The following is an 18,822-nucleotide window of genomic DNA, read 5'->3' on the forward strand; positions in this document are numbered from 1 at the left end:
CAGCAGGAAGGCGCCCGCCAGCGCGATCCACGCGGCATCCGACAGGCGCGCGGCCTTGCCCTGACCGTCCCAGCGCAGCGGCAGCCGGTCGAGGCCGGTGCCGAAGCCCGCGCCGCGCGACAGGCGCAGCGCCACCCAACCCGCCCCCAGCGCCAGCGCCAGCTGGATCAGCGCCAGCGTCGCCGCGCGCGACAGGTCGAAGTCGAAGCGCATCGCTTGGTAGATCGCCAGCTCGACCGTCGTGGCGCGCGGGCCGCCGCCCAGCGTCAGCGCGACCGCGAAGCTGGTCAGGCAGATGACGAAGATCACCGCGAAGGCGCCGGGCAGCAGCCGGCGCAGCAGCGGCCATTCCAGCGTGGTGAAGATCGCCCAGGGCGTCAGGCGCAGGCTGGCGGCGAGGCGAAAGCGCTCGGCCGGCAGGTCCAGCCAGCCCTGCAGCAGGATCCGCACCGCCAGCGGCAGGTTGAAGAAGACATGCGCGATGACGACGCCGTGCAGCCCGTAGATGTCCATGCGCGGCAGGCCCAGGGCCGCCAGCGCGTCGTTGACCAGCCCGGCCTGACCGAAGAGCGCGATCAGCCCCATGACGGCGACGATCACCGGCAGGATGAAGGGCGCGCCCAGCAGCGCCACCAGCGCGCCGCGCCCGACGAAGCGCCGCCGCGCGAGCGCGCGCGCCACCGGCACCGCCAGCGCGCAGGAAAACGCCGCCGACAGCGCCGCCTGCACGATCGTGAAGCGCAGCGCGGCGAGATCGGCCGCCGACACCGCGCCGGGGCCGCCCGCGCGCACCAGCACGGCGGCGATGGGCCCCAGCGTCAGCGCCGCCAGCATCCCGGCGGCGCACGGCGCCGTCACCCGGGCCATGCCCCCGCCGCCGAGCGCGCGCGGGATCAGCGCGACAGGCCCTGGCGCCACGCCTCGATCGCCTCGTCGCGCAGGGCGGCAGCCTCGTCTTCGGAATAGAACAGCACCTCGTCGGGCAGGTCTAGTTGCTGGAAGCCCGCGGGCCACTGCTCGCGCGGCAGGGCGGCGGGGAAGGACCAGTTGCCGGTGGCGATCATCGACTGGAAATCCTGCGACAGGATGAAGTCCATGAAGTCCTGTGCCAGCTCGGGCTGGTCCGTGCCGGCGACCTTGGCGGCCAGTTCGACCATGAAGTAGTGGCCCTCGGGGAAGATCGCGGCCTTCTTGGTGTCGTCCTCCTCGGCGATGAGGTGGTAGGCGGGCGAGGTGGTGTAGGACAGAACCATGTCGGCCTCGCCATCGGTGAAGAGGCCGTAGCTTTCCGACCAGCCGCGCGTGACGGTGACGATCTTGGGGGCGAGCTGCGCCCAGGCGGCCTGCGCCTCGTCGCCATAGATCGCGTGGACCCACAGCGCCATGGCGAGGCCCGAAATCGAGCTGCGCGGGTCCTGGATCACGATCCGCAGGTCATCGGGGGCGTTCAGCAGCGCGTCGAAGCTGTCGGGCGGGGTGTCGAGCCGCGTGGTGTCGTAGACGAAGGCGGTGTGGCTGTAGTTGAACGGCACGAAGACGTCGTCGTCCCATTCGATCGGCAGGGTCAGCGGCCCAAGGTCGACGCCGTGCGGCGCGAAGAGGCCGCTTTCGCGGGCGCGTTGCGTCACGTCGGTGTTCAGGCCGATGACCACGTCGGCCTCGGTCCGCTCGCCTTCGAGCAACAGGCGCGGCAGCAGGTCGCCGGGCAGGAACTGCAGGTCGCAGTCGCAGCGCGCTTCGAACAGCTCCTCGATCCGGGGGCCGGGGCCCCATTCGGACACGAAGTAGTCGGGCGCGTAGACGGTCAGCGTCTCCTGCTGCGCGGCGGCGGCCGTCGCAAAAGCAAGGCCCGCTGCAAATGTGAGGGCTTTCATGCCATCCTCCACGTTTGCGGCGGAAGGCAAGGATGGGCTTGGCCCGAAACCTTCCCTCCGCCGGTGTTAACCGGGTCAGGTTCGACGGGTTCGCGTGTGCGCATCTCAGCCCGCGTGGGCACCCCGAGGTGACGGGAACCCTAGGGCCGCGCGGGGGGCGCTTCAACCGGAATCCCCTTGAGACGCGGCGCCCCCTGCCCTATCCCGACGCGGCGGCAACCAGGGGAGACGGCCATGAGCGTCAACAGCTTCGGACATCTGTTTCGCGTCACCACCTGGGGCGAAAGCCACGGACCCGCGATCGGCGCGACGGTCGACGGCGTGCCGCCGGGCGTGCCCATCGACGAGGCCGCGCTGCAGCACTGGCTGGACCGCCGCAAGCCCGGGCAGAACAAATACACCACCCAGCGGCGCGAGGCCGACGAAGTGCGCATCCTGTCGGGCGTGTTCGAGGGCGAGACCACCGGCACGCCGGTGCAGCTGATGATCGAGAACACCGACCAGCGCTCGAAGGATTACGGCGACATCGCCGGGAAATTCCGGCCCGGGCACGCGGACATCACCTATTTCCAGAAATACGGAAGGCGCGACTATCGCGGCGGCGGGCGGTCGTCCGCGCGCGAAACCGCGTCGCGGGTGGCGGCGGGCGGGCTGGCGCGTGCCGCGCTGGCGCGCTTGGCCCCTGGCCTGAGCATCCAGGGCGCGATGGTGCAGATGGGCCCGCACGGGATCGACCGCGACCGCTATGACGCGGGCCAGATCGACCGGAACCCGTTCTGGTGCCCCGACGCGCAGACGGCCGACGACTGGGCGACCTACCTCGACGATCTGCGCAAGTCGGGCGAAAGCGTCGGCGCCGTGATCGAGGTGGTGGCGCGCGGCGTGCCGGTGGGCCTGGGCGCGCCGGTCTACGGCAAGCTCGACATCGATCTGGCGAGCGCGATGATGAGCATCAACGCGGTGAAGGGCGTCGAGATCGGCGAGGGCATGGCCGCCGCCGCGCTGACCGGCAGCGCCAACGCGGACGAGATCTTCATGGGGCCGGACGGGCCGCGCTACAGCTCGAACCACGCGGGCGGCATCCTGGGCGGGATTTCCACCGGGCAGAACGTCGTCGTGCGCTTCGCGGTCAAGCCGACCTCGTCGATCCTGACGACGCGGCGCACGATCACCATGGACGGCGAGGAAACCGAGATCGTCACCAAGGGCCGGCACGACCCCTGCGTGGGCATCCGCGCGGTCCCCGTGGGCGAGGCGATGATGGCCTGCGTGCTGCTGGACCACCTGCTGCTGCATCGCGGACAGGTCGGCGACGAGGGCGGCGTGATCGGCGGCTGAGACCGGTCAGGCCCGGACGACCTGCCGGGCCTTCGACAGCTGCACTGCGAGGATGCCGGCCGAGATGATCGCCACGCCGATCAGGTCCATCGGCCCGACGGCCTCGCTGAGGAAGGCGGCGGCGATCAGCACGCCCAGGAACGGGTTGAGGAAGTGGAAGGTCGAGGCGCGCACCGCGCCGATCCGGTCCACCAGGTAGAACCACACCAGCGTCGCCGCGAGCCCCGGCACCAGCGTGGTGTAGAGGAACGCCACGGCCAGCGTGCCCGACCAGTCGATGACGTAGGCCTCAGTCGCCAGCGACACGGGCCAGAGCGCCGCGCTGCCGATCAGCATCTGCAGGCCGACGACCATCAGGAAGTTGCCCCCCGAGGTGGCGCCGCGCACCGCCAGAGTCGCCACGGTCAGCGCGACGACGCCCAGCACGCAGAGCATCACGCCGAACGGGTCGCCCCCGGCCTCGAGCCGCGAGCCCATGATCAGCGCCACGCCCAGCACGCCCGCGACGAGGCCCGCTGCCGCCAGCGGGCGGATCGCCTCGCGGAACACCAGCCAGCCGGCCAGCGCCACGAGCAGCGGCATGGTCGACGCGATGATTGCCGCCAGCGACGCCTCGACCGTCTGCATGGCGACGAAGTTGAGGCCCAGGTACAGCGCGTTCTGGCACAGGCCGAAGACGATCGTGGCGCGCCACTGCGCCCGCGTCAGCCGCCAGCTTTGACCCAGCGCCCAGGCCAGCGCGACCGCGATGAGACCCGAGATGAGGAAGCGCAGCGCCAGCGCGCCCACCGGGGGGGCGGCGGCGACGATGATCCGGGCCGAGGTGAAGGCCGACGACCACATGGCCGCGAAGGCCAGACCCAGAAACAGCGCGCGCAGATCCATGCCCCGAGTGCTAGACGCCCAATGCACCCATGCCAACGTGAAAACGCCGCCGCAGCGCAGCGTGAATGGCCGGTATGCGTTTGGCGACTAACGGAAACGCGAAAAGGCCCCGCCTGCGGGACAGGCGAGGCAAGGCGGCACCCCGGCGACGGGCCGGGGCGCAAGGCATGCGATGTCTGGTGAAGCTGTTGGACGCGCGGCCGTTCAGGCGTGCGGCGCGCCGTCCATCTCGGACCGGATCTGCTGGCGCAGCACGTCGATCGGCACGGTCTTGCCGTCGCGCTTGAAGCACCAGTAGGTCCAGCCGTTGCAGCTGGGCGCGTTTTCCAGCGCGGCGCCGACCTGGTGGATCGAGCCGTTGAGCCCGTCGACGGCCAGCGTGCCGTCGGCGCGGACCTTGGCGGCCTTGCCGTTCATGGAGACCAGCGTCTCGCCCGGGCGGAGCATACCGCGCTCGACCAGCTGGCCGAAGGGCACGCGCGGCTCGGCGCGCTTCGAGCGGGAGACTTCCAGCGCGGTCTTGTCGAGCCGGCGCACGTTGGCGATGCGCTTCTCGGCGACCTCGATATAGGCGTGCTCGCGCTCGATCCCGATGAAGTCGCGGCCCAGCATCTTGGCCACCGCGCCGGTCGTGCCGGTGCCGAAGAACGGGTCGAGCACCACGTCGCCGGGGTTGGTCGCGCCGATCAGCACGCGGTGCAGCAGCGCCTCGGGCTTTTGCGTGGGATGCGCTTTGTCGCCGTTGGCGTCCTTGAGCCGCTCGCCGCCGTTGCAGATCGGCAGCACCCAGTCCGAGCGCATCTGGATGCCCTCGTTCAGGGCCTTCAGCGCCTCGTAGTTGAAGGTGTACTTGGCGCCCTCGCTCTTGGTGGCCCAGATCATCGTCTCGTGCGCGTTGGTCAGCCGCTTGCCGCGGAAGTTCGGCATCGGGTTCGACTTGCGCCAGACCACGTCGTTGAGGATCCAGAAGCCTTCGTTCTGCAGGCTGGCGCCGACGCGGAAGATGTTGTGGTACGACCCGATGACCCAGAGCGCGCCGTTGGGCTTCAGCACCCGGCGCGCGGCGCGCAGCCAGTCGGTGGTGAAGCGGTCGTAGGCGGCGAAGGTGTCGAACTGGTCCCAGTGATCGTCGACGGCGTCGACACGGGAATTGTCCGGGCGGTGCAGGTCGCCGCGCAGCTGAAGGTTGTAGGGCGGATCGGCGAAGATCAGGTCGACCGACGACTCGGGCAAGCTGTCCATGACGGCGACGCAATCGCCGTTCAGGATCGTGTTGAGGGGAAGCGCTGCGGCGCCCTTGGGTTTGGTCATCGTTCTCATGTCTCTGCCTCTGCCCCGGCGCTTGATGCGCTCTGTGGTTGAGGACGAAAATGAGTCAAACCCGATTCGCCGTCAATTTTTAAATTGAATCAGCCAGTTGCGGTTTCTTCTTGATACAAGATATCGTGTACGGGCCGGAACGAACGTCTATGATGTGGGGTGATCCCAAGATTTCGAAGCGCATCCCTGTGGCTTTTCGATCCATACCCGGCGTTGGTCTCCCAGCCGTACCCGGGAAAGTGTTGCGCGAGGTCGCACATATGCGCGTCGCGCCAGCACTTGGCGACGATCGAGGCCGCGGCGATGGACGGGCAGCAGCCGTCGCCCTTCACGATGGTCGTGGCCGCACAGGGCAGTTCGGGCGGCAGGCGGTTGCCGTCGATCAGCAGATGCGCCGGTGCCACGGGCAGCGCCGCGATCGCGCGCCGCATCGCGAGGTAGGTCGCCTGCAGGATGTTGATTGCGTCGATCTCGGCCACGCTGGCCTGGCCCAGGCCCACATGCCCGCCGGCGCGGATCACCAAGTCGAGCGCGACGCGGCGCGGGGCGGGCAGGACCTTGGAATCCGCCAGCCCCTCGGGGATCGCGTGCGCGGGCAGGATCACCGCGGCGGCCACCACGGGCCCGGCAAGCGGCCCGCGGCCGACCTCGTCCACGCCGGCGACGACGCGTCCGGCCGCCCAGTGCGGCATCTCGTATGTCGGCAGTAGCGGCTCCACGCCTCCACTCAAACCGCATCCGCACGCGGCACGCAAGCGGGACGGCGGGGCATCGGCGGCGTGCCGCGCCACGAAAAAGGGGCGCCCCGAAGGACGCCCCCGATGATCCTGGCCAGGATCGGCGTGATTACATCATGCCGCCCATGCCGCCCATGTCGGGCATGCCGCCGCCGGCGCCAGCGCCTTCCTTCTGCGGCTTCTCGGCGACCATCGCCTCGGTGGTGATCAGCAGGCCGGCGATCGAGGATGCGTCCTCGAGCGCGGTGCGGACGACCTTGGCCGGGTCGATGACGCCCCACTTGAACATGTCGCCATATTCGTCGGTCTGAGCGTTGTAGCCGAACTTCAGGTCGCTGGACTCGCGGATCTTGCCCGCGACGACCGAACCGTCGACGCCTGCGTTCTCGGCGATCTGGCGCAGCGGAGCTTCCAGCGCGCGGCGCACGATGGCGATGCCGGCTTCCTGGTCGCTGTTGGCACCCTTGACGCCTTCGAGCGACTTGGCGCCCTGCACCAGGGCGACGCCGCCGCCGACCACGATGCCTTCCTGAACCGCGGCGCGGGTGGCGTTCAGCGCGTCGTCGACGCGGTCCTTGCGCTCCTTCACCTCGATCTCGGTCATGCCGCCGACGCGGATGACGGCAACGCCGCCTGCCAGCTTGGCAACACGCTCCTGCAGCTTCTCGCGGTCGTAGTCGCTGGTCGTCTCTTCGATCTGGTTGCGGATCTGGCTGACGCGCGCCTCGATCTCGGACTTTTCACCGGCGCCGTCAACAATGGTGGTCTCGTCCTTGCTGATCGAGATCTTCTTGGCGGTGCCGAGCATGTCCATGGTGACGTTCTCGAGCTTCATGCCCAGGTCTTCGCTGATGACCTGGCCGCCGGTCAGGATCGCGATGTCCTGCAGCATGGCCTTGCGGCGATCGCCGAAGCCCGGTGCCTTGACGGCCGCGATCTTCAGGCCGCCGCGCAGCTTGTTGACCACGAGGGTGGCCAGCGCTTCGCCTTCCACGTCCTCGGCGATGATCAGCAGCGGCTTCTGCGACTGGATCACCTGCTCGAGCAGCGGAACCATCGGCTGCAGCGACGACAGCTTCTTCTCGTGCAGCAGCACGAAGCAGTCTTCCAGCTCGGCGACCATCTTGTCCGAGTTGGTCACGAAGTACGGCGACAGGTAGCCGCGGTCGAACTGCATGCCCTCGACGACGTCGGTCTCGGTCTCGAGGCCCTTGTTCTCCTCGACGGTGATGACGCCTTCGTTGCCGACCTTCTGCATCGCGTCGGCGATCATGCGGCCGATCTCGGCCTCGCCGTTGGCGGACACGGTGCCGACCTGCGCGACTTCGTCCGAGTTCTCGACCTTGCGGGCGGCGTCACGGATGTGCTGCACGACCTTCGAGGTGGCGAGGTCGATGCCGCGCTTGAGGTCCATCGGGTTCATGCCGGCCGCGACGGCCTTCATGCCTTCCTTGACGATGGCCTGGGCCAGAACGGTCGCGGTGGTGGTGCCGTCACCGGCTTCGTCGTTGGTGCGGCTGGCCACTTCCTTGACCATCTGCGCGCCCATGTTCTCGAACTTATCTTCCAGTTCGATTTCCTTGGCGACGCTGACACCGTCCTTGGTGATGCGCGGTGCGCCGAACGACTTGTCCAGCACCACGTTGCGGCCCTTGGGGCCCAGCGTGACCTTGACGGCGTTGGCCAGCGTGTTGACGCCTTTCAGAATGCGATTGCGGGCGTCGGTATCGAACTTCACGTCCTTGGCAGACATCTGTGCGTTCTCCTGAATGGGGTGGTTTCGGCAGCCGGTGGCGCGATCGGCGCGCCCTGCCCGGGTGCCGGGTATCCGTTACGTATGGAAGAGCCGGGCGCGTCTCAGGCGGCCTTGGCTTCCTTCCGGCCCTCGATGATGCCGAGGATGTCCGATTCCTTCATGATCAGCAGCTCTTCGCCGTCGATCGTGACTTCGGTGCCCGACCACTTGCCGAACAGGATATGATCGCCGGCCGACACGGCCATCGCGATCAGCTCGCCGCTGTCCTTGCGCGAACCCTCGCCACAGGCAACGACGACGCCCTCGGCGGGCTTTTCCTTGGCGCTGTCGGGGATGATCAGACCGCCCTTGGTCTTTTCCTCACCTTCGACGCGGCGAACCAGCACGCGGTCATGAAGCGGTTTGAATGCCATCTTCGAGTCTCCTAGCTCAAAGTTATCCCTCTGGTCCGGCGCGTTCCGCCGGACCGTTATCACTCGCTTTGGTCGAGTGCTAACGAAGCTGAATTAGGCATGGCTCGCGCGCCTGTCAACAACCCGTGTTGCGTTTTTCGCATGTCCGGCGTGCGCTGCGCGCGGATCGGCGCGGTAATGCCCGGCGCGGCCGCCTGCCGCCCCCAAGGCCGGGGACGGCGGGCGGGGCGATGCGGCCTGCAAGGCCGCGAGCGCCGTCGCCGTCACGCCGCCAGGCCGCGCCCCTTCAGCAGCGCCTCGACGCCGGGCATCCGGCCGCGGAACGCCGTGTACAGGGCCTCGGCCTCGGCCGATCCGCCGCGCGACAGGATGTGCCGCTCCAGCTTCTCGGCCATCGCGGGATCGAAGGCGCCGCCCGCTTCTTCGAACGCCTGGAAGGCGTCGGCGTCCATGACCTCGGACCACATGTAGCTGTAGTAGCCGCTGGAATAGCCGTCGCCGGCGAAGACATGCGCGAAATGCGGCGTGGCGTGGCGCATCGCGATCGCCCGCGGCATGCCCAGACCTTCCAGCACCTCGGCCTGCTTCTGCATCGGGTCGGCCGGGGGCGGTCCCGAGTGGAACTCGAGGTCGACCATCGCCGAGGCGATGTATTCCACCGTCTGGAAGCCCATGTCGAAGGTCGCGGCCGCCAGTACGCGGTCGAGCATCTCCTGCGGCATCGCCTCGCCCGTGGTGGCGTGGGTGGCGAATTCGCCCAGCACCTCGGGCACTTCCAGCCAGTGCTCGTAAAGCTGGCTGGGCAGTTCGACGAAGTCGCGTGCCACCGACGTGCCCGAGATCGAGCCGAACTCCACATCCGACAGCAGCTGGTGCAGCGCGTGGCCGAATTCGTGGAACAGCGTGCGCGCGTCGTCGTAGCTCAGCAGCGCGGGCTTGCCCTTCGACGGCTTGGCGAAGTTGCACACGTTGACCACCACCGGCGTGCGCGGCTGCGGCCGCCGCGCCTGGCTGCGGAAGGCCGAGCACCATGCGCCCGAGCGCTTGGACGCCCGCGCGAAGTAGTCGCCGATGAACACGCCCACGTGCTCGCCGTCGCGGGTCACCTCCCACGCCCGGCAATCGGGGTGGTAGAGCGGCACGTCGAGCGGCGCGAAGTCCAGCCCGAACAGCCGGTTGGCGCAGGAAAACGCCGCCTCGATCATCCGGTCGAGCTGCAGGTACGGCTTCAGTGCCGTCTCGTCGAGGTCGTGCAGCGCACGGCGCCGCTTCTCGGCGTAATAGCGCCAGTCCCACGGCTCGAGCCGGCCGTCATGGCCGTCGGCGCGCAGCATCGCCTGCATCTCGGCGGCGTCCGCCTCGGCCTGCGCGCGGGCGGGCGCCCAGACCTGGCCCAGCAGGTCGCGCACCCGGTCGGGGCTTCCGGCCATCTCGGTCTCGAGCTTGTAATGCGCGAAATCGGGATAGCCCAGCAGCGCCGCGCGCTCGGCCCGCAGCGCCAGGATTTCGGCGGCGATGCCGCGGTTGTCGGTCTCGCCGCCGTTGGCACCACGCAGGGTCCAGCCGCGCCAGGCGCGCTCGCGCAGGTCGCGGCGTGGCGAGAATTGCAGGAACGGCACGATGAGCGAACGCGACAGCGTCAGCGCCGGCCCGTCGAGATCCGCCGCCTCGCCCGCCGCGCGCGCCGAGTCGACGACGAAATCGGGCAGGCCGTCCAGATCGCCCTCGGACAGCGGCAGCAGGAAGTCCGCCTCGTCCTTCAGCAGGTTCTGCGTGAACTGCGTGCCCAGCACCGACAGGCGCGACTTGATCGCGGTCATGCGTTCGGCGTCGTCGCCCTCGAGCGCGGCGCCGGCGCGGACGAAGGCGCGGTGCGACAGTTCCAGCACGCGCAGCTCCTCGTCCGACAGGTCACGATCGGCGCGCGTCTCCCACAGGGTGCGGACGCGGTCGAACAGCCGCTTGTTGGCGTAGATCGCGGCGCCGTGCTCGGCCAGCCGGGGGCTGAAGTCGCGCTGCAGCGCCTGCCGCTCGGGGTTGGAATCGCTGCCCGCGAGGTTGAAGAACACGCCCAGCACGCGGTCCAGTGCCTCGCCCGCACCCTCCAGCGCGAGGATCGTGTTCTCGAAGCTGGGCGGCTCGGGGTTGGCGGCGATCGCCTCGATCTCGACGCGGTGCTCGGCCAGCGCCTCGTCGAAGGCGGGGGCAAAGTGCGAATCCTCGATCGCGTCGAAGGGCGGCAGCGCGAAGGGGGTGTCCCAAGGCGCAAGAAGCGGCGTGGTCATCGGTGTCTCCTCGATTTCCCGACTGATCTAGGCCCCGCCCCGGCCCGGCGCAACGGCACGGGATGCCGCCGGTGGGACAGCGGGCGGGGCGATGCGCGTCAGCGCGAGCGGCGACCGGCGGCCCCGCCGCAGACCGGGCAGGCCTCGGCGCGCTTCAGCGCGATGCGCCGCGTCTCGCCCCACAGCGCGTCGTAGATCAGCATCTCGCCGCGCAGTGCCGCTCCGGCGCCCGTTATGACCTTCACCGCCTCGACCGCCATCATCGAGCCCACCACGCCCGGCAGCGGCCCCAACACGCCCGCCTCGGCGCAGCTGGGCGCGAGGCCCGCGGCGGGTTTCTCGAGGAAGACGCAGGCATAGCACGGCCCCTCGTGCGCCGGATCGAACACGCTCACCTGCCCCTCCCATTGCGACAGCGCGCCGGAGACCAGAGGCTTGCCCTGAGCCACGGCCACGCGGTTCACCAGCTGGCGGGTGTCGAAGCTGTCGCAGCCGTCGAGGATCAGGTCGTAATCCTCGAACAACGCGCCGGCGATGTCCTCGGTCAGCGCGCGGTGATAGGGCCGCACGGTCACGAACGGGTTCACGCTCGTCATCGCCGCCTCGGCCGAGAAGACCTTGGGCATGCCGATCCGGTCGTCGCGGTGTATCACCTGGCGCTGCAGGTTCGTGGCATCCACCGCGTCGTCGTCGATCACGCCGATCGTGCCGACGCCCGCCGCGGCGAGGTACAGCAGCGCCGGAGAGCCAAGCCCCCCCGCGCCGACGACGAGAACGCGCGCCTGCTTCAGCCGCTTCTGGCCCGGCCCGCCCAGTTCGCGCAGCACGATGTGACGGGCGTAGCGGTCGAGCTCGCCGTCGGCGAAACGGCCCGGCTCGGGCGCGGGGCGGGCGGCATCCTCCTGCGCCTCGGCGCGGACGCGGACGCGGCGCAGCACGCGGGCATAGGCCGCCCAAAGCACGACGAAACCGCCCAGGATCAGCCAGGGCGCGGCCTCGCCCCCGGTCGCCTCGCGCAGCGGATGCCCGTCGGGCAGGATCAGGTGCAGCCCCACAACGGCGACGAACAGCAGGCCGAGCATGTAGACGCGCGCGCTGCGCGGCGCGCCCGTCAATCGACCCACGCCCCACAGCGCGGCCGCCATTGCCAGGACCAGCAGCATCACGTCCTCCCGGTGGAACCGAACCCGCCGGCGCCGCGCCCGCTGGGGGGCAACGCGTCGACCTCCCGGAAACTGGCCCGCAGAACCGGCGCGACAACCATCTGCGCGATCCTGTCGCCATGCGCGATGCGGAAGGGCGCGCCGCCCGCGTTCATCACGATCACGCCCAGCGGTCCGCGATAGTCGCTGTCGATCGTGCCCGGCGAATTGGGCAGCGTGATCCCGTGCTTCAGCGCCAGCCCGGACCGCGGGCGGATCTGCACCTCGTACCCGTCCGGGATCGCAAGGCGCAGACCGGTGGGCACAAGCGCGCGGCCGCCGGGGGCGATGTCGATCGCCCCACGGTCGGGCAGGTTCGCGCGTAGGTCGGCGCCGGCGGCGCCCTCGGTCTCGTAGCGCGGCAGGCCCAGCGCGCGGTCGGCGCCGTCCTCCCAGGCGATGGCGATCGCGATCATGCGCCCGGCGCCAGCGCGTCGGCGATCCGGTGGGCAAGGCGGCGGGCGACCTCGGCCTTGGCCATGCGCTCCCAGGTCTCGGCACCGTCCGCGGTCACCAGGACGACCGCGTTCTCGGTCCCGCCCATGATGCCCGTCGCCGGCGAGACGTCGTTGGCGACCAGCCAGTCGCAGCCCTTGCGCGCACGCTTGGCGGTGGCATTGGCCTCGACGTCCTGCGTCTCGGCCGCGAAGCCCACGACCAGCGCCGGCCGGCCGCCCCGCAACTGCGCCACCTCGGCCAGGATGTCGGGGTTCTCGACGAAATCCAGCAGTGGCTGCCCGTCGGGCGATTTCTTGATCTTCTGGTCCGAGGGCCGCGCCACCCGCCAATCGGCCACCGCCGCGGTGAACACGGCGGCGTCGGCGGGCAGCGCGGCCAGCGCCGCCTCGCGCATCTGCACGGCGGTCTCGACCTCGATCACGCGCAAGCCCTGCGGGCGCGGCGCATCGGCCGGGCCCGTGACGAATGTCACATCGGCGCCGAGATTGCGCAGCGCCTCGGCGATCGCGGTGCCCTGCCGTCCCGAGGACCGGTTTGCGATGTAGCGCACCGGGTCGATGGGCTCGTGCGTCGGGCCCGAAGTCACCAGCACGCGCTTACCCTTCAGCGGGCCGTCGCCCAGAACGGCCTGCACGGCGCGCAGGATCGCGGCGGGCTCGGACATCCGGCCGGGGCCGTATTCGCCGCAGGCCATGTCGCCGTCGTCGGGGCCGATCACGCGGATGCCGTCCATGTGCAGCACGGTCAGGTTGCGTTGCGTGGCCGGGTGTTCCCACATGCGCACGTTCATCGCGGGCGCGATCATCACCGGCGTGTCGGTGGCCATCAGCAGCGTGCTGGCGAGATCGTCGGCATGGCCGCCGGACATCTTCGCCATCATGTCGGCGGTCGCGGGCGCCACCACCACCAGGTCGGCGACGCGCGAAAGCTGGATATGCCCCATCTCGGCCTCGTCGGTGAGGTCGAAGAGATCGGTGTAGACCTTCTCGCCCGCCAAGGCCGAGACGCTGAGGGGGGTGACGAATTCCTGCGCGGCGCGGGTCATCACGGGGGTCACGGCGGCGCCGTCGCGGCGCAGCAGGCGGATCAGCTCGAGCGTCTTGTACGCCGCGATGCCGCCGCCGATGATCAGCAGAATGCGCTTGCCCGACAGCATCGCCACCCCCGTTCGTTCGCGCCGACCCTAAGGCGAGCCGACAGGCCTTCGCAAGGGCGGCCGGGCGGGGCGGCTAGTTGAACGCGGCGCAGGGATCGCCCCGGTCGACGGGCGCCGTGATCTCGACCGCGTCGAAGGTGCCGTCGGGCGGGCCGGTGTCGTCCTCGCCCTGCCCCAGCGCGCGCTGCGTGACGTCGGGCGCGACACGCGCCACCGCCGCCGGCGCGCCCCAGTCGGTGCGGGCATGGCCGTTGCCGGTGATGACCACCACCGGCGCGCTGGTGGTTTCCAGCGCCTGCAGCGCGGCGCGGGCCAGCGCGGCGTCGCGCAGGCGCTGAATATCGACCATCATCGGCAGAATCTCGGCCGGCAGGGCGTCGCAATGCGCGGCCATCTGCAGCGCCTCGCGGGCCTGCTGGTCGGTCTCGGGCAGCGGGTCGGTCAGACCGTAGCGCGCAGCGTCCTCGCCGAAGACCGGGTCTATGCCCTCGTCCATGACGCGCCGGGCCTGGTCGCGCGGGATTGCGGCGCCGTAGATGGCGGCCTCCGGTGCCGCGGTGAAGATCGGGTAATACATGGCGAAGTCGGGCCAGCCGGAAGCGTTCCAGCCCAGCGCGGCCTCCATCGCGGCCTCGTCGGCGATCAGATCGGGCGTGACGAGCGACGCCTGGTCGGGCGTCAGCATCTCGAACACCAGCGCCGCGGGGTCGAGGGCGGCGACGAGGTCGGCCTGCCGCGCGTGGTGTGCGGGGTTGTCGTGCTGTTCGCCGAGGTAGACGATATCCGCGTCGTCCCAGCCTTCGGGCGCCGCGGCGTCGTCCTGCGCCGAGGCCGGGACCCACAGGCACAAGGACGCGGCCAGGGCGGCCATGAACGGGCGCATCGGCCCGCGTATGGCCGCCGCAATCGTCATGCGAGGAAGTGCTGAACCTCGCGGGACTGGCTTTCCAGCGACTTGCGCATCTTGGCGAAGGCCGCGGCCTCGAGCTGGCGCACGCGTTCCTTGGACAGCCCCAGCTCGTTCCCAAGGCTTTCCAGAGTGCGCGAGTCGTCGCGCAGCTTGCGTTCGCGGACGATGAAGCGCTCGCGCTCGTTGAGCGCGCCCATGGCGGCGATCAGCCAGTCGCGCAGGCGGTCGGTGTCGTGCCGCCCCTCGACGATCTCGGAGGCCTGGGCGCTGTTATCCTCCAGCGCGTCGATCCACTCACGCCCCTCGTCCTCGACCGACTGGGTGGCGTTGAGCGAGTAGTCGGACCCGCTCAGCCGGCCCTCCATCATCTCGACATCGGCCAGCGGCACGCCGACCTCGGTCGCGATCATCTGACGGAGCTGGTGGCGGTCAAGCGACTGGCCCGCGGCGGCGGCCTCGCGCTCGAGCCTCGCCTGAACGCGGCGCATGTTGAAGAACAGCGACTTCTGGCTGGAGGTGGACCCGGTGCGCACCATCGACCAGTTGCGCATCACGTAATCCTGGATGCTGGCCTTGATCCACCAAACGGCGTAGGTCGAGAACCGCACGCCCCGATCCGGGTCGAACTTGTCGGCGGCCTTCATCAGGCCAAGGCCGGCCTCCTGGATCAGGTCGTTCATCGGGGCGCCGTAGCGCTTGAACTTCGCCGCCATCGAGATCGCCAGCCGCATGTAGGCGGTGATCAGGCGGTGGAGGGCCTCTTCGTCGCGCTGATCGCGCCACGCGTAGGCGAGTTTCAGTTCGGTCTCCGCGTCCAGAAGTTCTGCCTTCATGGCGCGGCGCGACAGCGTCTGATCGTTTAATCCGTCAAGTGCCATAGTCGCTCCCATGATCTGCCGCTGGGCGGCCCTGTTCCAGGTTACTCGCTGACAGATACGTCTGCTGAACGACACCGGATCACTTACGGTTGCGAAAAATGTTTCGTGCGCGGCGGAATCTTCGCAATCATCGAACGACGCTTGGCGATCCGCCCCTCTTGAAATGTCGTTTTCGTGCCTCGGAGCGTACAATCGGCGCCCCGGCGCGGTGGCGTTAACCATGCGCTAACCACGATGGCGCACCCTGCCGCGTGGTGGAAGGGGTATCATGGTCGCGCACGCCTACACGGTTGCATTCGAGGGGGTCGAGGCCCGCACGGTCGAGGTGCAATGCGCCGTCAGCCCCGGCCTGCCCGCCTTCTCGATCGTCGGCCTGCCCGACAAGGCGGTGTCCGAGGCGCGCGACCGGGTGCGCGCGGCGCTGACCGCGCTGGCCATCGCGCTGCCGTCGAAGCGGATCACCGTGAACCTCTCGCCGGCCGACATGCCCAAGGAAGGCTCGCACTTCGACCTGCCGATCGCGCTGGGCCTGCTGGCCGCGCTCGACATCGTCCCCGCCGAGGCGGTGGCCCGCACCGTGGCGCTGGGCGAGTTGTTGCTGGACGGCACGCTGGTGCCGGTGCTGGGCGCGCTGCCGGCGGCGATGGCCGCGGCGGCCGACGAACGCCAGCTGCTGTGTCCGCGCGCCTCGGGCCCCGAGGCCGCCTGGGTCGACGCTTGCACCGTGCTGGGCGCGGCCACGCTGATGGACGTGGTGCGGCACTTCTCGGGGCAGTCGGTGATCGCGCCGGCGGTGGCGGGCGTGGTGGCACCCGAGACCGGCCTGAAGGACCTGCGCGACGTCAAGGGACAGGAACGCGCCAAGCGCGCGCTGGAGATCGCCGCCGCCGGGCGGCACCACCTGATGCTGACGGGCACGCCCGGGTCGGGCAAGTCGATGCTGGCGGCGCGCCTGCCGGGCATCCTGCCGCCGCTGACCCCGATCGAGGCGCTCGAGACGTCGATGATCCACTCGGTCGCCGGGCTGCTGGACGAGGGCGGGCTCTCGCGCGCGCGCCCGTTCCGCGAGCCGCACCACACCGCGTCGATCGCCGCGATCACCGGCGGCGGGCGCGGCGCCAAGCCGGGCGAGATCAGTCTGGCCCATAACGGCGTGCTGTTCATGGACGAGTTTCCGGAATTCCCGCGCGCGGTGCTGGAAACCCTGCGCCAGCCGATCGAGACCGGAGAGGTCGTGGTCGCCCGCGCGAACGCGCATGTGCGCTATCCCTGCCGGTTCATGCTGGTCGCGGCGGCGAACCCGTGCAAGTGCGGCTACCTCAGCGATCCGGCCCAGGCCTGCGCGAAGGCGCCGGGCTGCGGCGCGGATTACATGGCGCGGGTGTCTGGCCCGCTGATGGACCGCTTCGATCTGCGGATCGAGGTGCCGCCAGTGGCCTTCACCGACCTGAACCTGCCGCCGCCGGCCGAAGGCTCGGCCGAGATCGCGGCGCGGGTCGCCGCGGCGCGGGCGCGCCAGGGCGCGCGGTTCGAGGGCGTCGCCGGCGTGCGCACAAACGCCGATGCGGAAGGACAGCTGCTGGAGGAAATCGCGCCGCTGGACGCCGAGGGACGCGACCTGCTGTCGCGCGCCGCGGACCGGTTCGGCCTGTCGGCGCGCGGCTACCACCGGGTGCTGCGCGTCGCACGCACCATCGCGGATCTCGACGGCGCCGATGCCATCGCGCGCCCGCACCTGGCCGAGGCGCTGGGCTACCGGCTGGTCGGCGCGAAGGAGCGCTGAACGAAGCGCGCCACGGCGCTCAACGTGGCGTCGGCCTCGGGCGCGTAGCCGTGGAACATCGGCCAGACATGCGGCCCGTGCGGGGCTTCCACCGCCTCGACGGTCGCGCCGAAGCCGCGCAGCCGGTCAACCATGCGGCGGGAATCGTCGCGCAGGATCTCGGTCGCGGACCAGTCGATGCGCACCGGCGGGCAGCCCGGAAAGTCGGCAAACAGCGGCGACAGGCGCGGATCGGCGGGATCGCCCTGCGGCAGGATGTAGTCGCGCACCTCCTCGACGCGGTCCACGGGCAGAAGCACCTCGGTCGCGGCGTTGTCGCGCAGGCTGTCGCCGCTGAGCGTGATGTCCGTCCAGGGCGACAGGGCGAAGGCGGCGGCGGGCAGCGTGGCGCGCTGGCACAGGGTCGCCAGCAGCGCCAGCGCCAGCCCGCCGCCGGCGGAATCGCCGCCCAGGACGATGTCGGCCGGCGCGAAGCCGGAGGCGATTAGCCCGTCCCACGCGGCGACGGCGGCGTCGTACGCGGCGGGGTGCGGATGTTCGGGCGCCAAAGGATAGTCCGGTACTCGGATCTCGGTGCCGGTCATGCGGGACAGCCGGCCCAGCATCGCGGCGTGCGTGCGCGGGCTGCCGGCGATGTAGCCGCCACCGTGGAAATAAAGGATCGCCCGGCCGGGCGTGACCGCGCCCGCGCTGATCCGGTCGGGTTCGCCCGCAACCGACACGTGCCGCAGGCCGGCGGGCGGGCGGAACATCAGCCGGGCGCCGGCCTCGAACTCGGCGCGGGCCTCGGCGGGGTCTGCCACGCGCTCCATCCGGCGCCGCGCCACGAGGCGCAGCTGCGTCTCGAGAGCGCGAAGCCGCAGTGTCATCCCAGCTTGGCCTCGATGGCCTCCCACAGGCGGCCGGCCACGTTGATGCCGTCGAAGCGCTCGAGCTCCTGGATGCCGGTGGGCGAGGTCACGTTGATCTCGGTCAGCCAGTCGCCGATCACGTCGATGCCGACGAAGACCTGTCCGTGCTCGCGCAGGCGGGGGCCTATGATCGAGCAGATCTCGCGGTCTCGATCCGTCAGCGCGACCTTCTCGGGGCGGCCGCCCACGTGCATGTTGGAGCGCACCTCGCCCTCGGCGGGGACGCGATTGATCGCGCCCACGGCCTCGCCGTCGACGAGTATGACGCGCTTGTCGCCCTTGCTGACCGCGGGCAGGTATTTCTGCACGATCAGCGGCTCGCGCGAGAAGCCGGTGAAGAGTTCGTGCAGCGACGACAGGTTGCGATCGCCGGTCTCCAGACGGAACACGCCCGCGCCGCCGTTGCCGTAGAGCGGCTTGAGGATGATGTCGCCGTGTCGGTCGCGGAAGGCCTTGAGCGTCGCCAGGTCGCGCGCGATGGCGGTGGGCGGCGTCAGCTCGGGAAAGTCGAGGACCAGCAGCTTCTCGGGGAAGTTGCGCACCCAGAACGGATCGTTGACCACCAGCACCTTGCCCTTCAGGCGGTCCAGAAGGTGCGTCGTGGTGATGTAGTGCATGTCGAAGGGCGGGTCCTGGCGCAGCCAGATCACGTCGAAATCCGACAGGTTGACCACGCTGACCGGGTCCAGCACCGCCGGCTGTCCCTTGACGCGCTGGACCTTCATCCAGTGGCCGCGCGCGGTGATGCGGCCCTCTTCGTAGGCCAGCGCCTCGGGGCTGTAGTAGAACAGCTCGTGCCCGCGCGCCTGCGCCTCTTCGGCGATCCGGAACGTGCTGTCGGCGTCGATATTGACCCCGGTGATCGGGTCCATCTGGAAGGCGACCTTCATGCGTATCCCCGCAACTGAACAGGTG

16 protein-coding genes, 1 pseudogene and 1 riboswitch are annotated in these 18,822 nt (G+C 70.1%); of the genes and pseudogenes, 2 read left to right on the forward strand and 15 right to left on the reverse strand.

All coding sequences use genetic code 11. The features are described from left to right. Window positions 1–867: pseudogene (locus ACFDTC_RS02795) on the reverse strand (thiamine/thiamine pyrophosphate ABC transporter permease ThiP); the annotation flags it as partial. 26 nt (window positions 868–893) lie between these two features. Then, entirely contained in the window at window positions 894–1,874 is a 981-nt protein-coding gene (gene thiB / locus ACFDTC_RS02800; protein ID WP_375257346.1) for a thiamine ABC transporter substrate binding subunit, read from the reverse strand. 35 nt (window positions 1,875–1,909) lie between these two features. Beyond that, window positions 1,910–2,010, reverse strand: a riboswitch (TPP riboswitch). Window positions 2,011–2,108: 98 nt separating this feature from the next. Here thiB and aroC point away from each other — a divergent pair. After that, on the forward strand, window positions 2,109–3,212 hold the full coding sequence (gene aroC, locus ACFDTC_RS02805; protein WP_375257347.1) for a chorismate synthase: 1,104 nt from the start codon (window positions 2,109–2,111) through the stop codon (window positions 3,210–3,212). A 6-nt stretch (window positions 3,213–3,218) separates the two neighbouring features. Here aroC and ACFDTC_RS02810 read toward each other — a convergent pair whose 3' ends face one another. From ACFDTC_RS02810 to ACFDTC_RS02860, 11 genes are all read right to left on the reverse strand, one after another. Then, window positions 3,219–4,097 carry a DMT family transporter gene (locus ACFDTC_RS02810; RefSeq protein WP_375257348.1) on the reverse strand — a complete coding sequence of 293 codons (879 nt, stop codon included), beginning with the start codon at window positions 4,095–4,097 and terminating at the stop codon, window positions 3,219–3,221. Window positions 4,098–4,301: 204 nt separating this feature from the next. Beyond that, window positions 4,302–5,417, reverse strand: a complete 1,116-nt coding sequence (locus ACFDTC_RS02815) for a site-specific DNA-methyltransferase (protein ID WP_375257349.1) — start codon at window positions 5,415–5,417, stop codon at window positions 4,302–4,304. An 89-nt stretch (window positions 5,418–5,506) separates the two neighbouring features. After that, complete coding sequence (locus ACFDTC_RS02820; RefSeq protein WP_375257417.1) at window positions 5,507–6,109, reverse strand: ribonuclease HII; 603 nt, start codon at window positions 6,107–6,109, stop codon at window positions 5,507–5,509. Between the two features lie 154 nt (window positions 6,110–6,263). Further along, complete coding sequence (gene groL, locus ACFDTC_RS02825; RefSeq protein ID WP_375257350.1) at window positions 6,264–7,907, reverse strand: chaperonin GroEL; 1,644 nt, start codon at window positions 7,905–7,907, stop codon at window positions 6,264–6,266. 104 nt (window positions 7,908–8,011) lie between these two features. After that, window positions 8,012–8,323 (reverse strand): co-chaperone GroES, encoded by a 312-nt coding sequence (locus ACFDTC_RS02830; RefSeq protein ID WP_375257351.1) that lies wholly within the window; start codon window positions 8,321–8,323, stop codon window positions 8,012–8,014. Window positions 8,324–8,586: 263 nt separating this feature from the next. After that, a complete protein-coding gene (locus tag ACFDTC_RS02835) occupies window positions 8,587–10,608 on the reverse strand; it encodes a M3 family metallopeptidase (protein WP_375257352.1) in 2,022 nt (673 codons plus the stop codon). A gap of 98 nt (window positions 10,609–10,706) precedes the next feature. Beyond that, window positions 10,707–11,771: a ThiF family adenylyltransferase gene (locus ACFDTC_RS02840; RefSeq protein ID WP_375257353.1), complete on the reverse strand. Its 1,065-nt coding sequence runs from the start codon at window positions 11,769–11,771 to the stop codon at window positions 10,707–10,709. After that, the gene (gene dut, locus ACFDTC_RS02845; protein WP_375257354.1) at window positions 11,771–12,226 is read right to left on the reverse strand and encodes a dUTP diphosphatase; all 456 of its coding nucleotides are present in this window, start codon (window positions 12,224–12,226) and stop codon (window positions 11,771–11,773) included. The genes ACFDTC_RS02840 and dut overlap by 1 nt, the downstream gene beginning before the upstream one ends. After that, window positions 12,223–13,425 (reverse strand): bifunctional phosphopantothenoylcysteine decarboxylase/phosphopantothenate--cysteine ligase CoaBC, encoded by a 1,203-nt coding sequence (gene coaBC / locus ACFDTC_RS02850; RefSeq protein WP_375257355.1) that lies wholly within the window; start codon window positions 13,423–13,425, stop codon window positions 12,223–12,225. Before coaBC ends, dut begins: the two co-directional genes overlap by 4 nt. A 73-nt stretch (window positions 13,426–13,498) precedes the next feature. Then, complete coding sequence (locus ACFDTC_RS02855) at window positions 13,499–14,296, reverse strand: ChaN family lipoprotein (RefSeq protein ID WP_375257356.1); 798 nt, start codon at window positions 14,294–14,296, stop codon at window positions 13,499–13,501. 38 nt (window positions 14,297–14,334) lie between these two features. After that, complete coding sequence (locus ACFDTC_RS02860; protein WP_375257357.1) at window positions 14,335–15,213, reverse strand: RNA polymerase factor sigma-32; 879 nt, start codon at window positions 15,211–15,213, stop codon at window positions 14,335–14,337. 268 nt (window positions 15,214–15,481) lie between these two features. On the opposite strand from ACFDTC_RS02860, the gene ACFDTC_RS02865 reads away from it, so the two are divergent. Continuing rightward, window positions 15,482–16,996 (forward strand): YifB family Mg chelatase-like AAA ATPase, encoded by a 1,515-nt coding sequence (locus tag ACFDTC_RS02865; protein ID WP_375257358.1) that lies wholly within the window; start codon window positions 15,482–15,484, stop codon window positions 16,994–16,996. Here ACFDTC_RS02865 and ACFDTC_RS02870 read toward each other — a convergent pair. Together ACFDTC_RS02870 and gshB are read right to left on the reverse strand one after the other, a co-directional pair. Next, entirely contained in the window at window positions 16,966–17,865 is a 900-nt protein-coding gene (locus tag ACFDTC_RS02870; RefSeq protein ID WP_375257359.1) for an alpha/beta hydrolase fold domain-containing protein, read from the reverse strand. The genes ACFDTC_RS02865 and ACFDTC_RS02870 overlap by 31 nt on opposite strands. Then, the gene (gene gshB, locus ACFDTC_RS02875; RefSeq protein WP_375257360.1) at window positions 17,862–18,797 is read right to left on the reverse strand and encodes a glutathione synthase; all 936 of its coding nucleotides are present in this window, start codon (window positions 18,795–18,797) and stop codon (window positions 17,862–17,864) included. Before gshB ends, ACFDTC_RS02870 begins: the two co-directional genes overlap by 4 nt. Between the last annotated feature and the right edge of the window lie 25 nt (window positions 18,798–18,822).

It is taken from the genome of Citreimonas sp. (assembly GCF_042096055.1).
GTDB lineage: Bacteria > Pseudomonadota > Alphaproteobacteria > Rhodobacterales > Rhodobacteraceae > Citreimonas.